General features: G+C 43.6%; 21 protein-coding genes. 16 read left to right on the forward strand and 5 right to left on the reverse strand.

What is annotated here, in order from left to right; all coding sequences use genetic code 11:
• Positions 1-171 precede the first annotated feature (171 nt).
• From ACY8DX_RS06940 to ACY8DX_RS06955, 4 genes are all read left to right on the forward strand, one after another.
• On the forward strand, positions 172-1212 hold the full coding sequence (locus ACY8DX_RS06940; RefSeq protein WP_231589532.1) for a CAP domain-containing protein: 1041 nt from the start codon (positions 172-174) through the stop codon (positions 1210-1212).
• A gap of 142 nt (positions 1213-1354) precedes the next feature.
• Complete coding sequence (locus ACY8DX_RS06945) at positions 1355-1774, forward strand: YlbD family protein (RefSeq protein WP_049671531.1); 420 nt, start codon at positions 1355-1357, stop codon at positions 1772-1774.
• A 60-nt stretch (positions 1775-1834) separates the two neighbouring features.
• On the forward strand, positions 1835-2038 hold the full coding sequence (locus tag ACY8DX_RS06950) for a YlbE-like family protein (protein ID WP_439803417.1): 204 nt from the start codon (positions 1835-1837) through the stop codon (positions 2036-2038).
• A gap of 159 nt (positions 2039-2197) precedes the next feature.
• The gene (locus ACY8DX_RS06955) at positions 2198-2635 is read left to right on the forward strand and encodes a YlbF/YmcA family competence regulator (protein ID WP_049671529.1); all 438 of its coding nucleotides are present in this window, start codon (positions 2198-2200) and stop codon (positions 2633-2635) included.
• 55 nt (positions 2636-2690) lie between these two features.
• On the opposite strand, the gene ACY8DX_RS06960 is transcribed toward ACY8DX_RS06955, so the two are convergent.
• Positions 2691-3029, reverse strand: a complete 339-nt coding sequence (locus ACY8DX_RS06960; protein WP_231589531.1) for a hypothetical protein — start codon at positions 3027-3029, stop codon at positions 2691-2693.
• 88 nt (positions 3030-3117) lie between these two features.
• On the opposite strand from ACY8DX_RS06960, the gene ACY8DX_RS06965 reads away from it, so the two are divergent.
• A complete protein-coding gene (locus ACY8DX_RS06965; protein ID WP_049671528.1) occupies positions 3118-3390 on the forward strand; it encodes a YlbG family protein in 273 nt (90 codons plus the stop codon).
• Between the two features lie 32 nt (positions 3391-3422).
• On the opposite strand, the gene ACY8DX_RS06970 is transcribed toward ACY8DX_RS06965, so the two are convergent.
• Entirely contained in the window at positions 3423-3815 is a 393-nt protein-coding gene (locus ACY8DX_RS06970; protein ID WP_049671527.1) for a DUF7147 family protein, read from the reverse strand.
• 334 nt (positions 3816-4149) lie between these two features.
• On the opposite strand from ACY8DX_RS06970, the gene rsmD reads away from it, so the two are divergent.
• Positions 4150-4713, forward strand: coding sequence for a 16S rRNA (guanine(966)-N(2))-methyltransferase RsmD (gene rsmD, locus ACY8DX_RS06975; RefSeq protein ID WP_049672966.1), 564 nt, complete (start codon positions 4150-4152; stop codon positions 4711-4713).
• A 30-nt stretch (positions 4714-4743) separates the two neighbouring features.
• A complete protein-coding gene (coaD, locus tag ACY8DX_RS06980; protein ID WP_049671526.1) occupies positions 4744-5226 on the forward strand; it encodes a pantetheine-phosphate adenylyltransferase in 483 nt (160 codons plus the stop codon).
• Positions 5227-5270: 44 nt separating this feature from the next.
• On the opposite strand, the gene ylbJ is transcribed toward coaD, so the two are convergent.
• A complete protein-coding gene (gene ylbJ, locus ACY8DX_RS06985; protein ID WP_049672965.1) occupies positions 5271-6500 on the reverse strand; it encodes a sporulation integral membrane protein YlbJ in 1230 nt (409 codons plus the stop codon).
• A gap of 170 nt (positions 6501-6670) precedes the next feature.
• Here ylbJ and ACY8DX_RS06990 point away from each other — a divergent pair, with 170 nt between their 5' ends.
• Positions 6671-7456, forward strand: a complete 786-nt coding sequence (locus ACY8DX_RS06990; RefSeq protein ID WP_049672964.1) for a patatin-like phospholipase family protein — start codon at positions 6671-6673, stop codon at positions 7454-7456.
• Positions 7457-8476: a SepM family pheromone-processing serine protease gene (locus ACY8DX_RS06995; protein ID WP_439803416.1), complete on the forward strand. Its 1020-nt coding sequence runs from the start codon at positions 7457-7459 to the stop codon at positions 8474-8476. It abuts the gene before it with no gap.
• 46 nt (positions 8477-8522) lie between these two features.
• Here ACY8DX_RS06995 and ACY8DX_RS07000 read toward each other — a convergent pair whose 3' ends face one another.
• The gene (locus ACY8DX_RS07000; RefSeq protein WP_439803415.1) at positions 8523-9731 is read right to left on the reverse strand and encodes a nucleotidyltransferase; all 1209 of its coding nucleotides are present in this window, start codon (positions 9729-9731) and stop codon (positions 8523-8525) included.
• Positions 9732-9973: 242 nt separating this feature from the next.
• Between ACY8DX_RS07000 and ACY8DX_RS07005 the strand changes: the two genes are divergently transcribed.
• From ACY8DX_RS07005 to ACY8DX_RS07020, 4 genes are all read left to right on the forward strand, one after another.
• Positions 9974-10507: a YceD family protein gene (locus ACY8DX_RS07005; protein ID WP_049671524.1), complete on the forward strand. Its 534-nt coding sequence runs from the start codon at positions 9974-9976 to the stop codon at positions 10505-10507.
• A gap of 53 nt (positions 10508-10560) precedes the next feature.
• Positions 10561-10734: a 50S ribosomal protein L32 gene (gene rpmF / locus ACY8DX_RS07010; RefSeq protein ID WP_049671523.1), complete on the forward strand. Its 174-nt coding sequence runs from the start codon at positions 10561-10563 to the stop codon at positions 10732-10734.
• 125 nt (positions 10735-10859) lie between these two features.
• The gene (locus ACY8DX_RS07015; protein WP_462406447.1) at positions 10860-11576 is read left to right on the forward strand and encodes an enoyl-CoA hydratase/isomerase family protein; all 717 of its coding nucleotides are present in this window, start codon (positions 10860-10862) and stop codon (positions 11574-11576) included.
• 96 nt (positions 11577-11672) lie between these two features.
• The gene (locus ACY8DX_RS07020; protein ID WP_049672962.1) at positions 11673-12227 is read left to right on the forward strand and encodes an RsfA family transcriptional regulator; all 555 of its coding nucleotides are present in this window, start codon (positions 11673-11675) and stop codon (positions 12225-12227) included.
• 66 nt (positions 12228-12293) lie between these two features.
• Here ACY8DX_RS07020 and ACY8DX_RS07025 read toward each other — a convergent pair whose 3' ends face one another.
• Positions 12294-12767, reverse strand: coding sequence for an N-acetyltransferase (locus tag ACY8DX_RS07025; protein ID WP_049671521.1), 474 nt, complete (start codon positions 12765-12767; stop codon positions 12294-12296).
• A 175-nt stretch (positions 12768-12942) separates the two neighbouring features.
• On the opposite strand from ACY8DX_RS07025, the gene ACY8DX_RS07030 reads away from it, so the two are divergent.
• From ACY8DX_RS07030 to bshC, 3 genes are all read left to right on the forward strand, one after another.
• Complete coding sequence (locus ACY8DX_RS07030; protein WP_049671520.1) at positions 12943-13836, forward strand: 2-dehydropantoate 2-reductase; 894 nt, start codon at positions 12943-12945, stop codon at positions 13834-13836.
• Positions 13837-14226: a DUF3397 domain-containing protein gene (locus tag ACY8DX_RS07035; RefSeq protein ID WP_462406448.1), complete on the forward strand. Its 390-nt coding sequence runs from the start codon at positions 13837-13839 to the stop codon at positions 14224-14226.
• Between the two features lie 142 nt (positions 14227-14368).
• On the forward strand, positions 14369-15997 hold the full coding sequence (gene bshC / locus ACY8DX_RS07040; protein ID WP_462406449.1) for a bacillithiol biosynthesis cysteine-adding enzyme BshC: 1629 nt from the start codon (positions 14369-14371) through the stop codon (positions 15995-15997).
• Positions 15998-16071: the final 74 nt, after the last annotated feature.

Here is a 16071-nt window from a genome sequence, read left to right on the forward strand (position 1 = left end):
TCGATGCCGTGTCCTAAGGTTAATGTGAACGGACTATCTTTTTTTTTCCTGTAGCTTTCAGAAGTGTAATCGTATATTTTAGATAGAAGATAATGTTATACTAATAGCGATATATAGTAATAAATGTTAGGAGGGCTACCTCTGAAAGCTCTTTTTAGAATATTGATTAGCTTGATTTTCATTTTGGCCGGAACCCTGTATTTCTCCATCCAGAAGGAGGAACCGGATGATCAGGCATTAATCGAGGATAATTCCGTTAACCAAGAGGACCAACAAGAAAAAAAGAAAGAATCGATAGAAAGTTTTACTGATGAAGATACCAATCCAAAGCAAGGACTTTCAACGTGGATAGGGAGGACGGGGGAAGATTTGATTGAGGATATAGGAGAGCCGGATCGTGTCGATTTATCTGCCTATGGGTATGAATGGTGGGTTTATAATGAATCACTCAGCAGCTATGTGCAATTCGGGGTAGATGAAGATAATAAGATTGTCACGCTTTTCAGTTCAGCAGAAGAAGTGAATCTCTACCCGTTTTATATAGGTCAGGAAGTGGATAGCCTTTATAAGAAGCTGAATATGAGCAGCTTTGTGGAGGTTGAATACAGCGGCACAACCTATCGCTTTGAATTATCTGAAGAAGACCTGCATTATCGTCCTCTTGTGAAATTAGGGGATATTTATGCACAGGTGTATTTGGATAAATTCTTGGGGGAAATATCCGGCGTTAGATATTTGGATAAAGAAACGCTCGTTCTTCACCGTCCATATGAATTGACCTATCGGGGCAAGCTGCACGAGGCACCTGAACCGAGTGAGAATGAGTGGAGGCAGATTGAGTCTGGCAGTGAAGCCCAAGTGCTGGATTTGACTAATATTATTCGTGTACGTGCGGGTCTGTCACCTTTAGATTCGGATAAAGGGGCCGCTGAAGTAGCCTATTTGCATAGTGAGGATATGATGGAAAATGATTATTTCTCTCATGAATCCTTAGATGGAAGTACATTAGCCGACCGGCTGAAGGATGGTGATGTCTCCTACACGACAGCTGGCGAAAATATAGCAGCCAACTATTCGGATGCTGTTGCTGCCGTTGAGGGATGGCTTAACAGCAAGGGGCATCGTGAAAATATCCTGAATAAGGATTATACGCAACTAGGCGTGGGTGTCTATCATAAATATTATACACAGAATTTTATCGGCATTCGTTGATGAATGAATAGAGCTTATAAGGGATTTCCTTGTAAGCTCTATTTTTAGTTATCGAGCAGGAACGAGCAGGGGAGATACACACATTGGCACATCACAACATATACTGTGGCATAGGCGAATGTCTTGTGATGAGGTGAGGGAAATGGATGACTCTAAGCTGCATCCTTCCGTGAGGGAATTCAAACAATTTTTAAAGGATAACCCCAAAATAGTCAAAGATGTGAGGCTTGGCAAAAAGACATGGCAGGATCTTTATGAGGACTGGTCCTTGCTTGGGGAAAAGGATGAGCGATGGACAGAATATATGGATGATGATGTCAAAGCGCCAAAAGCTGTTGAGGAGAGCCCGCCAAAAGGAGAGAAGGTTGAATTGATATCGCAGCTGTTTAGCCAGTTGAAGAATATGGACCCTGATCAAATACAAAAGCAAATATCGAATATCAGCCAAGCGCTAGGGGCCATTCAAGGTGTTATTTCCCAGTTTCAATCCTCTCCAGGGAAGAATGAGCAGCCTTCATCCGCACCGGTAAGCAAGAATCCATTCAGTTTTCGTCAAGACTAAAAGAAGGGGTGAGTACCTCTGAGGCAGGATGTGTATGAACAGATTCAAGGAAACGAGGATTTGCAGAATTTTTTGAGACAGCAGCCGATGTGGTATAAACGATTGTCCAGGAATCCTCAGGATTTAGCCGTCTTTGAAACGGAGGCAAAATATTTTTTTAAGAAATCTATCCCAGACCGAGTCTTGCAGCTGTCGAACAGCGTTCAAATGGCCTCCATGATGGTTTCAATGTTCCAGTCCATGTCTATGAACAGCGGTTCTTGAACCGCCTATCTCAGCAGTTGAAGGGAGGACATCCCTCGCTGCTTTTTTTTATTTGCCCGCTAATCTTTCTGCAAGTGGGACAGAGGCTGGAACGATATGTCAGGAAGATTCGCATCTGTCATAAATACATGTTAAAATAAGGCGGGAGGTGAGTATTTTATGCTTGCAACTATTGAAACCGTAGAAATAATGGATCATGCGGAAAGACTAGCACAGGAAATTATCCAGTCAGAGGTTGGACTTCATTACTTAGACAGCCTCAAGAAGATGAGACTGGATCAGGCTGCACAAGAAAAAATACGAACCTTCAATTCCATGAAGGATTCCTATGAAGAGGTTCAGCGTTTTGGAAGATATCATCCGGATTACAGAACGGTGACGAAGGCCATTCGCGAGGCAAAAAGAGAAATGGATTTACATCCATCCATTATAGAATATAAACAAGCTGAGAATCATTTGCAGCAATTGCTTGATGAGGTTAGTGTGCTGATCGGGCATTCTGTATCTCCGCATATTAAGGTGCCGACGGGCAATCCTTTCTTCGAGTCTTCCTGTGGAGGAGGCTGCGGAAGCGGCGGCAGCTGCGGCTGCTCATAACGTCTATCTTACGGCGGAAAAAGGCAATCCTGATTTTAGACAGGATTGCCTTTTTCTATGATGGGGGGAGAAGGCGGATGCAATCGATGCATCCATTTCCGCAGCAAAACATTTTCCGCTGCGGGACAAGAAATCGATGCTTGAAGACATAGAGGGATGCTTCATTGCGAACGAACTGGGTTTTAGAATGAAGCTGTTTCCCCTTCATGACCCTTCCTGCGCAAAGAGAGATTGTTCTTTCAAGCTCACTTCTGGATACTTGATCGTTCTTGGTGGTAATATATAGAAATGGAATGCCTGCGTAGGTCATTCGCTTTGCTTCTAAGATGGAAGCAGATTGTTCGAGACTGGTGAGAAAGCTGAGCCAAATGACGTCAAGGTCCATGATTGTCATCCTTTCCCCTAAACAATTTGTAAGTATTGATACCCATTTTAAACTTGTGGTACACTTAACATAAATGGCAGCTTAAAGGGGAATGAATATGTTTGTAGAAAGACAAAGCCTGGTAGTATGGCTGCATAGTTTAAAACAGGTGAAAACGCTGCGTAAAATTGGGAACCTCCATTATGTTTCGCGCAAATTAAAATATGCTGTATTATATGTAAATATGGACGATATTGAGGCAGTCTCGCAGAAATTATCCTCTTATTCGTTTGTCAAACGGGTGGATCTTTCGCAGAAGCCGTTCATTAAGACTGAGTTTGAAAGCAAGAAGCATGAAAAAGAGAAAGATGAATATAAGATAGGCATATAAAGAAACCGGACAAGTCTTGTCCGGTTCTTTTGTTATTGCAATGGCGGCAGGTAGCGGTTCATTCTTAAAATACCGATTAAGTATTGATAATAAAGCTCCCGGTCGGCAAATGTATCGGAATGGCGTACCTCCATATGTATAACGGTCTTGCTTTGCTCTTTGGCGGCCTGCTCAAATAACTCATATCGCTTGGTGAGTTTCCCTTCAAGCACGGGAATGCCTTCCCGGCAAATATATAAAGGAATGAAATCGCCAAAAGAGGATTTCTTCAGAATAAGCACAAAGGACATGCTTTTTTTGCCTGTAGAAGATACGGCCTCTAAGCATAAGAAGTAATTAGTCCTGTATGCATTTGACTTGGCGAGCTCGAGCAGCTCATACAGGTCTGAAAAGCCTTGTCCCAGCTCAATAAAACGTTGATTCATTATTAAACCTCCTCCTCGGATTCCTACACCAACAGTGTACCATAAAAAAAGCCCTGCGAATCGGAATTCGCAGGGTCCTTCTATATTCCTCCAAGCGTTGGAGGGCAGAAGGCAAAGGGAGAGGAGAAACCGGAGGAAGAACTTATGGGGAAACGTAAGTCTTCTCCGCGGTTGGCAACAACATCAGTTAGAGATGCTGTTACTAACAGTATGACCATAAAAATCAGGGCTATTCATGGATAGCGTAAATTTCCCCATCTGAATTGTGAAAGTGGGAAATTTTGTGGTAGGATATTTGAGAAGTTGAATATTGAAGAAATTTGGTGACAAAATCATGAGAGTCATTTCAGGTGTATGCAAAGGAAGGCCGTTAAAGGCTGTCCCAGGCATGACAACGAGACCTACGACAGATAAAGTGAAGGAATCATTATTTAATATTATAGGCCCTTACTTTGAAGGTGGAGAAGTGCTGGATTTATTCTCAGGCAGCGGTTCACTAGGTCTGGAAGCTTTGAGCAGAGGGATGGAGAAAGGGATCTTTGTAGAGAAAGACCCGAAAGCCCTGCAGGTAATCAAAGCCAATATCCAAGCCTGCCGAATGGAAGAGGAATCAGAGGTGCTTAGAAGCGATGCGCTCCGTTCTGTAAAGACGCTTGGTGCGAGGGGGATTCAATTCAGTTTGATTTTAATGGACCCTCCATACAAAGTGGCTAATACGATTCCGGCCATCCTGAACGAAATTGAGGAAAATCATCTATTAACGAAGGATGGATTGATTATATGTGAGCATGGTGAGGAGCTGGACCTGCCTGAGGAGGTCGGTGTTTTCGTTAAATACCGCCAAGAGAGGTACGGAATTACGGCTATTTCATTTTATCGACATCAGGATGAAGCATAGAAGAGAGAATGTTGCGGGGAGGGAAATAGGTTGAAAAAAATTGCGATATGTCCGGGGAGCTTTGATCCGATTACATACGGTCATTTGGATATCATTCAGCGAGGCGCAAAGATCTTTGATGAAGTCTATGTAGGAGTACTGCATAATTCGGCTAAAAAGTCGCTGTTTACTTTAGAAGAGAGAGTAAGGTTGATTGAAGAGGCGGCGGCACATATCCCCAATGTGAAAGTGGAAAGTTTTCAGGGATTGACGGTTGATTATGCTAAGAGCAAAAATGCATGTGCGATGATAAGGGGACTGAGGGCTGTAACGGATTTCGAATATGAAATGCAAATTACCTCCATGAATCGTGTATTAAATGAGGATGTCGAGACGTTCTTCATCATGACCAATAATCAGTACTCCTTCCTAAGCTCTTCTATCGTTAAAGAAGTAGCGAAATACGGCGGAGATATAACGGAGCTTGTGCCGGAGCCGGTACAACTAGCGCTGTCCAGGAAAATGCAGGCTTGACTTAATTAATAAAAGAAGGATTCCATTTGTACGGAATCCTTCTTTTATTTGAGGTGAGCCTGCCTGTGGGCATGCAGCAATAATAGACAATAAGCCAGCAGGGTGAGCAGGGTTATTAAAGGACCACTTTGGGCAAGGAAGCTAAGAATCTCTTCGGCCTTTCCATGGGAGGCTGCAAAGGTCTCCTCAACGTTGGAATTTTGACTTCGGTTTCTAAGACCCACGTAGATGGGGTTAAATAACAGCCAGGTTATTAAGCCGGATAAAAGGGTATGAAGCAGCCTTGCCAGGAAGAAAGGCTTAAAGCGGATGTCTGTTTCAGCGAGGATACTGGCCACCTGTGCCTGGATACTGAAGCCGCCAAAGGCCAACAGGGCGCTTGTAATGACAGCCTGCTGCATAAGTGTGACATTTTCGACCTGACTGGTGAGCTGGCTGCCCAGGGTGATTTCAAAAAGACCTGAGACAAAGGGAATACTTAACGTTTGCGGCAAGTCCAAAAAGACAAAAATACTTGAAAACAGGCTGGCAGCAAAAGCGGTGATATGTAAATGGAATAAAACTTTATTAATGACAGAGAAAATAATGATAAATCCACCGATCATTAAGAGCGTCTGGACAGAGGAATTAACGGCTTCTCCAAGAATTTTCCCAAAAGGGCGCTTATCATCCAAACGCGTACGATGCATGATTTTGAAGGCCTCTAAAATAGAAAAAGGCTTTTTGCTCCCTTCTTCTTCAAGCTGTTTCTTTTCCTCATTGCGGCCATAGAACCGCATCATCAGTCCAACGCCAATATTGCTGGCATAATGAGAGATCGCAAGCAGAATGCCGAGCTCGGGATTAAGAAAAAAACCTACCGAAACAGCGCCAAAAATAAACAAGGGGTTAGAAGAGCTCGTGAAGGAAACTAAGCGTTCCGCTTCTACCCTTGTCAGCTGACCATCCTGTCTGAGGCGTGCAGTTAGCTTGGCGCCGGAGGGGTTGCCTGAGGCAAGGCCCATAGCCCAGACGAAACCGCCGGCACCTGGTACCTTGAATAAAGGACGCATGAAGGGCTCGAGAAAAACCCCGAGGAATTTGACCACGCCAAAGGCAATCAGCATTTCTGATATGATGAGAAATGGCAATAAGGAAGGAAAGACAATTTCAAGCCAAATATCAAGACCGCGCACGGAAGCTTCAAAGGATTCCTCGGGCATGATAATAAGAGCAGAGGCCATTAAGACAGCGGCACCTGCCAGGGTGATGGATTTAAAAACCGATTTATTCAACATAGATCCCTTCCCTTATCTGGTTTAACCTTACTGAATGAGGTGCTACAATAGATGATGAATATCCGTCTTTTATTGGCGGGAGTTTGTCCTCTATACTTGAAAATATGCTTATGCATCATGCTTTTAGAACTCAGGAAACTTACTTTAGGATGAAGGGAAGGCTGGAAATGAGAAATCCTAAAATCGGCCTTGCGCTCGGTTCTGGAGGAGCACGAGGATTTGCGCATATAGGCCTGCTCAAAGAGCTGGACAAAGAGGGTATTCAGGTTGATTATATTGCCGGGAGCAGTATGGGCGCGCTGATGGGCTGCTTCTATGCCAGCGGAAGTGATTTGGAATTATTAGAGAAGGTGTCCCTCCAATTCAAACGGAAATATTTCCTTGATTGGACGGTTCCAAAGATGGGATTCGTGGCGGGAAAGAAAATAGAAGAATACATAAGGCTCTTCACGAAGAATAAAAGGATTGAAGATCTCTCCATTCCACTTGCAGTTATTGCGACTGATATTGAAAAAGGAGAGAAGGTGGTGTTCAGAGAAGGACCTGTTTATGAAGCTGTCCGAGCGAGCATCGCGGTTCCTGGAATCTTTGTGCCAAAACGAATTGGCGGCAGATTACTCGTTGACGGCGGAGTGGTTGATAGGGTCCCTGTATCGGTTGCACAGGAAATGGGGGCTGATATCGTCATTGCTTGTGATGTATCAAGCTCCTATGAAGAAACAGAGATACAATCGATTTATGATGTTATTATGAAAAGCTTGGATATTCTGCAAATGGAAGTGGTGAAGGCAAGGGGAATCAAGGCAGATGTAACACTTGACCCAGCGGTTAAAATGTATAATTCTATGGCATTCACCAATATCTCAGAGATTATTGAAGCTGGTGAGGAAGAGGCGAGGAGAAGAATGCCTGAAATTAGAGATGTGATACAGCAATGGAAGGAGCAAAAATGATTGAATAAGAAACGTCGGTTATTTTCAGGAAAGATTTGGATTATCCTTTTGGCAATGATTGTGTTGGCAGCATTTTATAAACTGCCTTATTATGTATCGGCACCAGGCTCAGCTGAAGTGATCAGCGATTATGTAGAAGTTGAGGATGGAAACAATTCAGATGGGGAATTCATGTTTACGACCGTTCGGATGGGCCGGGCTAATATCTATTCCTATCTATGGGCGAAAGTGGCAGATTATCATAAAATCTATAGGCTTAATGAGGTGCGTTCTGAGGAAGAGACTGATGAGGAATATGCTGTACGGCAATTAAAGATGATGGATGAAAGCCAAATCACGGCTATCCTGAACGCTTATAAGAAAGCCGGTTATGAAGCGAAGGTCAGAACAAATGGTATTTACATATTGCATGTCGGAAAAGGGACTCCTGCTGAGGGGAGTCTAAAGGCAGGAGATCGAATTCTCGAGATAGACGGTAAAACGATTGCTTCACAGCAATTCTTTGTTGATTACGTATCAGGGAAAGAAGCCGGTGATGAAGTTAAGGTGAAGGTAGAGCGTGAGGATGAAACGATGGAGAAAACTCTTACTCTTGAGCGATTAAAGGAAACGGGCAAGATTGGAATGGGGATATCGCTCGTTGAGGATAGAAGTGTTGAAGCGGATCCAGAGGTGAAATTCAATACAGAAACAATTGGAGGTCCCTCTGCTGGTCTCATGTTCAGCCTTGAGATCTACAACCAATTAACGGATGAGGATTATACGGACGGTAAAAAAATCGCCGGTACAGGAACCATTTCGGAGGATGGGAAAGTAGGACCAATCGGAGGCATCGACCAGAAAATAGTTGCAGCAGATGAGGAGGGAGCAGAAATTTTCTTTGCGCCAAATGAAGAGGGGGCGGAGGATTCTGATTATCAAACAGCCCTTAAAACAGCCAAGGACATTGACTCAGATATGGTCATCGTTCCTGTTGATACATTTGATGATGCTATTACCTATCTTGAACAACTGAAATAAACAGAGGCAATGGGTGTGTAGTGCACCTCATTGCCTTTTTGTTTTCTTAAGACAGCATAACAGGCGGCTGATATTCCCTTTTTTGCACCTGCTGCCACAGCTGGGGAGGAAGAATGGAGGCATGAACATTAGCTGCACGCTGTTCAATAGCTAAGACAGGATCGTTGGAAGCAGCTGGGCGGGTGAGGAATAAATGCCCTTTCTCTTTCTTTAGTGACTGCATATATTCTCTGCCTTTTGGGGAAAAGCCGAGAACTCGGATGTAGCTTGGTTTAAGCTCCGTTGGCACTTCCTCCTTTATGAGATTCATGAGCAGGTAGGTGAGGAGGCGCTGCAGCCTTGTCCATGTATACCTTTTCGTCTTTATCTTATTCATAAATTCAAGGAAGGTTGTTGAAGTCTGGGCTGCACTCACCAATCGGTTTTCAAGCCCCTCCTTCATTTCGTATATTTCCTTGAGGGCAGAGGGCGGGGTTGTTAGGAGCTTCAGCTTTACGAATGGCCAATACTGATCCCATGTGTGCCATATTTTCATTTCTTGCTCATACTCGCAAAGAACTTTAAATGAAGAATCTGGCATGTACTGCGCCACATCCACTAATCTTCCGTTTGCGGTTAATTCTTTTCTTATGGCTGTCGCACTTGCAATGGCATCCTTCGGCAGCGAGGGGTCGTGATAACCGGCTCCTGTTCGTTGAATGGTCGTCGGCTTAATGGATAGATGATTCTTTAATACAGCTGATACGTAATGAAAGCCCAGGATATTATTTGGCTGGTCCAAGGTCAGCATATCGGGGTGACTTTTTTTTAGTTCTCCATATGAGAGGGCCATTGCTTTTGGGTAACTATATCCCTCAGCCATGAATCGTTTTGCATAATCATCAATAAAATGAGCATTTTTCTCTAATAATGTATATGTATTGATAAAAGGCTCAATCGTACCTTGTTCACTGCCGAAGCATACCCATTCGCATTGGAGCTCCTCGAGCAGAAGGACAGCTGCTTCAGAGAAATATTCTGCTTTTTGGACAGCGTGGACGAAAGGCAGCTCGACAATTAGGTCTACCCCCGCCAGCAAGGCCATTTTAGCTCTTGCCCATTTATTAACAATGGCGGGCTCGCCTCTTTGGAGGAAATTACCGCTCATGACACCTATCGCCAGGTCGGCTTTCGTATGTTTGAGGGATTGGGCAAGATGATAAAGATGCCCATTATGAAACGGATTGTATTCAACGACAAGTCCTGCTGCTTTCAAAATAATGTACCTCCTTACAAGTTCTTTGTGTCTTAATAGTATATGACGAGAAACACTGGTTGCAAACGGTCAGACTGATCGGGGAAAATCCCTTGTTTTCAAAACGCTCAGATTCGGGTAAAATAACAAGACAAGCGCTTAAAATATGGATAAGGGTATCACTTATGGCTGTAAAGAAAAAACATTGACAAATGAGTTTACCAAAGCTATAATTACCTTTGTTGCCTTAGAGGTGATAGGATTTGAAATGGACAATTCCACAACTGCAAAAATTCCGCGATAATGGATTTACAATTGATGAAACGGCTGATATGTCGGAGTTAATGAAAATTGACCCGCAAATACGCCGCATTTCACCAATACGAGTATTTGGCAAAGCTGATCTTGGCTCTAACCGAGTAACTTTTCATTTGAAAATATCAGGTACATTAACATTGCCTTGCTCAAGAACTTTGGTTGACGTTCCATTCCCAATCGATGTACAGACAACAGAAACATATTTGTATAACCGATTGGACGGCATGGAGGATGAAGACGGGGAGTTCCATTTAGCAGAAGGTGATGTAGTGGATTTGACGCCGGTCATTCAAGAGATTATCCTTACAGAGATTCCAATGCAGATTTTCTGTGATTCAGATAATCCTGTGAACGGAGCTCCGCAATCAGGTGATGATTGGGAAGTAATCTCTGAAGATCAGCAGGTCAAAAAGGTGGATCCAAGACTTGCAAAGCTAGCCCAGCTTTTTGACAACCATGATCATGACAAAGACAAATGAAAGACTACATACAGTCTTCCATAGAACCATCGTTTTTTAAGGAGGTGTAAAACATGGCTGTACCTTTTAGAAGAACTTCTAAAACTAGAAAGAGATTGCGTCGTACGCATTTCAAACTTCAAGTCCCTGGTATGGTTGAATGCCCAAACTGCGGTGAAATGAAATTGGCTCACCGTATCTGTAAAGCATGTGGAACATACAAAGGAAAAGAAGTTGTAAATAAATAATCAACTCAGGAAAACACAGGGAGACCTGTGTTTTTTTGTTGTTATGGATAGGGAAAGCATGGATTTGACAAAAGGGGGAGATTGTTCTGAGTGCAGTTGAAATTGAGCGTTTAGATGGATGTTTAGTGGCGGTTTTGAACAGGCCGGAGGTACGCAATGCCGTTAATTTCGAAATGATGGACCAACTGGCTGCTGCCATTCAGCTTGCTTCGGAGGATGAAGGAGTTAAAGCCTTTGTTTTAACCGGAGCGGGCGAGGATGCCTTTTGCTCGGGAGGAGACTTGCGTGAATTTCATCAGCTGCATACCTTCCAGGATGCCCATAGAATGCTCTTCAAGATGTCTAATGTGTTAAGGCAGCTGGCTTTCCTGCCGAAGCCATGCTTTTGTTTCGTGAATGGAGCAGCAGTCGGCGGAGGTCTGGAGCTAGCGACTGCATGTGATTTTCGATTTGTCAAAAAGGGGGCCCGACTTGGGTTTATTCAGGTTCGCCAGGCGATTACCACAGGCTGGGGAGGAGGGAGTCTGCTGCTTGAGAAGCTTGATTCCCAAAGAGCGCTTGATTGGCTCATGAGCGGCCGGATTATTTCGGTCGAGGAAGGGGTTGAATCTCGTTTTATCCTCTCCTCTATGGACACGATGGAAAAGGATGACATGATGAACAAGCTTGAGCCATATATGCAGCATGAAGGAACAGCCGTGATGGCATACAAAGAAATGCTTATCCGCAAATGGAGAGAAACCGGTCTTGCTGAGAGAATGGAGCAGGAGGTGGAGCGGTGTGCCCTTTTATGGGAAAAACCTGCCCACTTAGAGGCGGTCAATCGTTTTATATCCAAATAAGAAATCCTTATTTGGTAGAATCTTTCTTCATTCTATCTATCCTACCAACCGCATAAGCATGAATATATAACCATGCAAGGGATGGGAGGAGAATAGATGTCAGGGTCGAGGCAGGATGGCTGGACAGAAGATGAAGATGCCTATTTGGCAGAAGTGGTGCTAAGACATATCAAGGAAGGGAGCACGCAGCTTAAAGCATTCGAAGAAGTGGGCAAGGGAGTATCAAGAACCGCAGCTGCTTGCGGATTCAGATGGAATTCATTTGTCAGAAAGCAGTTCAAGAGTGAGATTGAAGAAGCTAAGAAAATTCGCAAGGGCATGAAGACGCCGGCTTCGGTGGATGACAGCGTTGGTGTTCCTTTGGCTATGCCAGAAGGGCGGACGGCAGAAGCTGAGGCGGCTGAAGAAAGAAGAGACCTAACGCTTCAGGAGGTTATTGCTTATTTAGCCGAGCTGGCAGGGATGCTGGAACAGTATTCGGTTGAATCCTATAAAGAGCTGCAAAAGGCCCATGAACTGCTGAAAAGGCATGCTGATGTATTAATGGAGGAAAAGAAAAGGCTTGAGGAGCGTTATGCGTTGATTGAATCAGAGTATTACGGACTATTGGAAGTGCTTGAGAAGGCTAGAAGATTCTCTGCGGGGAAATAGTAGAAAAAGAGCACATGCTGATGATGTGCTCTTTTTAGCGGTTTGTTCTTGATTTATCCGTTATTTTTATTTTTCAAGCAGATTGATTCCTTCTGGGCGCCAGATGAGTGGATTCTCTCCAAGGTCTCTCTCTACATCATATGAGACGGATTCAAACCCTTGCTTTTCCCAGAAGGTTCTTGAGTGAACCCTTGGATTTGTCTTGATTGGAAGACCGAAAGATTTGGCGAAATCAACAAGCAAGGTCCCGTACCCCTTGCCCTGGTAATCTGGCAGTACTTCGAGCTTCCAAATTTCATAGTAATCATGCGGGGGATTGAAATATTTATCAAAGCGTGATTCGATTTTGTAAAGGCTCATGCGTGCCACTAGTTTGTCTCCGTAATAGATGCCATAGAAAGGTGACTCACTGTCATCCTCGATAAGGTTTGCCTGCAAGTCTTCAAGCATGGATAATTCCTGCAGTCCGTATTCCTTGAATTTCTTGAATTCCTCTAATGTACGATAATTTACCAGTAATCTCTCAACATTTACACTCATCCCATGTCCTCCCCTTGTTTGTATCTCACCCTTATGCTTCCATTATATATAAAATGAAGGAAAATTCATATTGTTTAGTCAAGGGGGGCATTTCAGCTATGAACGTTGATTGGCTATCTTTCCATGATACAAAGGTTTTGTTACAATTATGACAAAAGGGCTGATGGAGGTATATATGAGGATCGGAATTATTGGCGGAGGTTCCATCGGCTTACTCTTGGCAGGGAGATTGGGCAGGGGACATAAGGTTACCGTGTTCACGCGTACGGAGAGTCAAGCTGATGCAATAAATTGTGCCGGAGGAATTAACATTAAAGGCATTCATCCAGTCTTCACTGAGTGCAAGGCAGAGACCCTTTCTCCATCGAGTACGGTTGGTGATCAAGAGCTTCTGATTGTTACAGTGAAGCAAGGAGCGATTGAGGCGGTTCTGCCTTCCATTCATCATCTGAAATCTCCGATTGTTTTCTTGCAAAATGGGATGAGCCATTTAAAGAAATTAGATAGCTTACATAGTGCCTCTGTCTATGTTGGGATTACGGAGCATGGGGCCCTCCGCAATCATGAGACAGAGACCATTCATACAGGCTTAGGTTCCGTACGAATAGGTTTATATAAAGGAGAAAGAAGGGATGATATCTTTGATGCCATTCATCATGAATTCCCTATCGAGATCGTCTCCGATATTTACCCGAGATTAATAGAAAAGCTTGTTGTTAATGCTTGCATTAATCCGTTGACAGCTGTCCTTGGTGTGAAGAATGGCGAATTAATCACTAATTCATATTTCCGGCGATTGCTGTGTGAGATATGCAAGGAGGTGTGCCGCGGTCTCGGTATTGAGGAAGGGGAGCATCGTGATTATCAGGAAAAGGTCCTCCTTATATGTGAGCGAACAGCTGACAATAAATCATCCATGCTTCGTGATATGGAGCTGCAAAGAAAAACAGAGATCGAGTCCATTCTTGGCTTTTGCCTGGAGGAAGCGGAAAAACGCAAGGAAAAGGTGGGTATGGTCTCTTCTTTATATATGATGGTAAAAGGACTGGAAGAAAGCGGGGGGAAGTGAATGGGAAACTTGGTTGCGGGTCTGATTGCTGTATGTGTGATTGTACCGGCATTCGTTTATATAATTGTATACACCATTGCGAAATCGGCATACGGAAATAACAGAAGAGCAGCAAAGCTTTCGGTTGATGTGACAACATTCTTTCTTATATTGGCCGTGCATTTTGCCGTACAGGCAATGCTTGGAGAATCGTATATTTGGCTGATATTCATAATTCTTGCCTTGACAGCATCCATTGTCTTAATTGTGCAATACAAAAAGAAGGACGAGGTCGACTTCCCCCGGTTTGTGAAAGGATTTTGGAGGATGACGTTTTTGCTGTTTGCAGCAGCCTACTTCATCCTTTGTCTGGCTGGGATAGCCGGAAGAGTGATAAAAGCGTTTATATAAATTAATCAGTGAAAAATGATGGATGGATTCTTTCAATATGAGTCCATTCTTCTTTATTTTATGAAGCATGTGATTTCATGGTTTTATAGGTAAATGCTATACTGAATGATAATATGAAATTGTTTAAAAGGAGACAACCTTGATGGATTACATAAAAATGAATCTGCCGGCGTTAAATCGCTTTGCCACAGATTATATGAATGGCAAATTGAAGAAGGGAGACTTCTTTCAATACGATTGGCGGATGGAGAGTGACGTTGCCAAGCGAGCAGAATGGCTTGATTCAAAATCGTTTCCGCGCGAGGAAGCAGCCTCCTATATAGAATCGTATATGGAGAGATTTGGAATATCAGAACGTTCCAAGATGAATATTGATGCTTTGCGTAAAGATGCCCTGGTTGTCATTGGGGGGCAGCAGGCAGGTCTTTTGACTGGACCGCTCTATTCCATCCATAAGGTCATCTCAATTATTAAATTAGCGAAGGAGCAAAGCGCTAAATTAAAGAAAACGGTTATTCCTGTGTTCTGGATTGCTGGTGAAGACCATGATTACAACGAGGTCAATCATGTATACGTAGATACAGAAAGCACCATGCAGAAGCTGACATATCCAGGCCCGCCAACTGGGAAAAGGATGGTATCCGATATTAAGCTTGAAAAAGAAACAGCAATGGAATGGGCAGAGGCTGTATTTGCTGAGCTTGGTGAAACAGACCGGACTTACATGCTAATGGATTGGGTGGAGGATGTCATCAGCCGCTCAGAAACCTTCACTGATTTCTTTGCCTTCTTAATCAATGATTTGTTTCATGATACGGGTCTTCTGCTGGTTGATTCCGGTGATCCAAGGTTTAGAAGGCTTGCGGCTCCTTATTACCATCAGATTGCCTTTGAAGGAAACGGGATAAGCAGTGAAGTGCTCAAGCAGCAAGCAAGCCTTAGAGAGTCTGGCTATAAACCAATCATTGAGATTGATGATGCATGCTGCAACCTTTTCTATTATGAGCCGTCTACACAAAATCGAATCTTGCTGGAGAGAAAGCCTGGAACAGATGAGTTTGTCGGAAAAGGGGCCAATATTGCCTTTACGGAAGCGGAATTAGACCGCCTTCTCTCCAAAACGCCAGAGAACTTCAGTACGAATGTTGTGACAAGACCATTGCTGCAGGAGAAAATATTCCCTGTGTTAGGCTTTATCGGCGGTCCAGGTGAGATTGCCTACTGGAGTGAAATTATGCCGGTCTTTCAAATGCTCGGTGAACAGATGCCGCCGATCTGGCCTCGTTTATCCTTCACGCTCCTTGAAGGTGCGATTGATCGATTGCTGAAGGAATTGAACTTATCCCTAGAGAATGTGCTCGTCAATGGCTGTTCTGCTGAAAAGGAGGCGTATCTGGAGGAGCTTCGCAAAAATGTACCAAATACATATGCTGCGATAATAAAAACGTTGGAAAGTGATCATTTAAAATGGCAGGAGGAAACCGCTCCGCTTGATGCCGGCTTAGAACCTCTATTCGAAAAAAACCGTCAGATTCTCGTGAACCAACTGCTGTTTATGCAGAAAAAGGTAGAAGAACATCTGGCTAGGAAGAATGCTGATACAATAGGTAAATATAACCGTGTCGAAAACAGCTTGCATCCACAAGGGGGCTTGCAGGAACGGATTTGGAATCCGTTTTATTTCCTTAACCATTACGGTTCTTCATGGATTGAGGCACTTCTTGAGGAAGATTTGGCCTTTGATGGTTCCCATTATGTCATTTATTTATAGATAGGACTTAGGACCTTCTTTTTCAAGAAGGTCTTTTTTTGTGGCTTCCATTGAAGTGGCAGAGAAAATGTGAA

This window comes from Gracilibacillus sp. Marseille-QA3620 (assembly GCF_054950035.1).

Coding starts and splice junctions, on each gene's coding strand:
- ACY8DX_RS06945 (WP_049671531.1), top strand. CDS start 1,355: ATGGATGACTCTAAGCTGCATCCTTCCGTGAGGGAATTCAAACAATTT.
- ACY8DX_RS06955 (WP_049671529.1), top strand. CDS start 2,198: ATGCTTGCAACTATTGAAACCGTAGAAATAATGGATCATGCGGAAAGA.
- ACY8DX_RS06960 (WP_231589531.1), bottom strand. CDS start 3,029: ATGACAATCATGGACCTTGACGTCATTTGGCTCAGCTTTCTCACCAGT.
- ACY8DX_RS06965 (WP_049671528.1), top strand. CDS start 3,118: ATGTTTGTAGAAAGACAAAGCCTGGTAGTATGGCTGCATAGTTTAAAA.
- ACY8DX_RS06970 (WP_049671527.1), bottom strand. CDS start 3,815: ATGAATCAACGTTTTATTGAGCTGGGACAAGGCTTTTCAGACCTGTAT.
- rsmD (WP_049672966.1), top strand. CDS start 4,150: ATGAGAGTCATTTCAGGTGTATGCAAAGGAAGGCCGTTAAAGGCTGTC.
- ACY8DX_RS06990 (WP_049672964.1), top strand. CDS start 6,671: ATGAGAAATCCTAAAATCGGCCTTGCGCTCGGTTCTGGAGGAGCACGA.
- rpmF (WP_049671523.1), top strand. CDS start 10,561: ATGGCTGTACCTTTTAGAAGAACTTCTAAAACTAGAAAGAGATTGCGT.
- ACY8DX_RS07020 (WP_049672962.1), top strand. CDS start 11,673: ATGTCAGGGTCGAGGCAGGATGGCTGGACAGAAGATGAAGATGCCTAT.
- ACY8DX_RS07025 (WP_049671521.1), bottom strand. CDS start 12,767: ATGAGTGTAAATGTTGAGAGATTACTGGTAAATTATCGTACATTAGAG.
- ACY8DX_RS07030 (WP_049671520.1), top strand. CDS start 12,943: ATGAGGATCGGAATTATTGGCGGAGGTTCCATCGGCTTACTCTTGGCA.
- ACY8DX_RS07035 (WP_462406448.1), top strand. CDS start 13,837: ATGGGAAACTTGGTTGCGGGTCTGATTGCTGTATGTGTGATTGTACCG.
- bshC (WP_462406449.1), top strand. CDS start 14,369: ATGGATTACATAAAAATGAATCTGCCGGCGTTAAATCGCTTTGCCACA.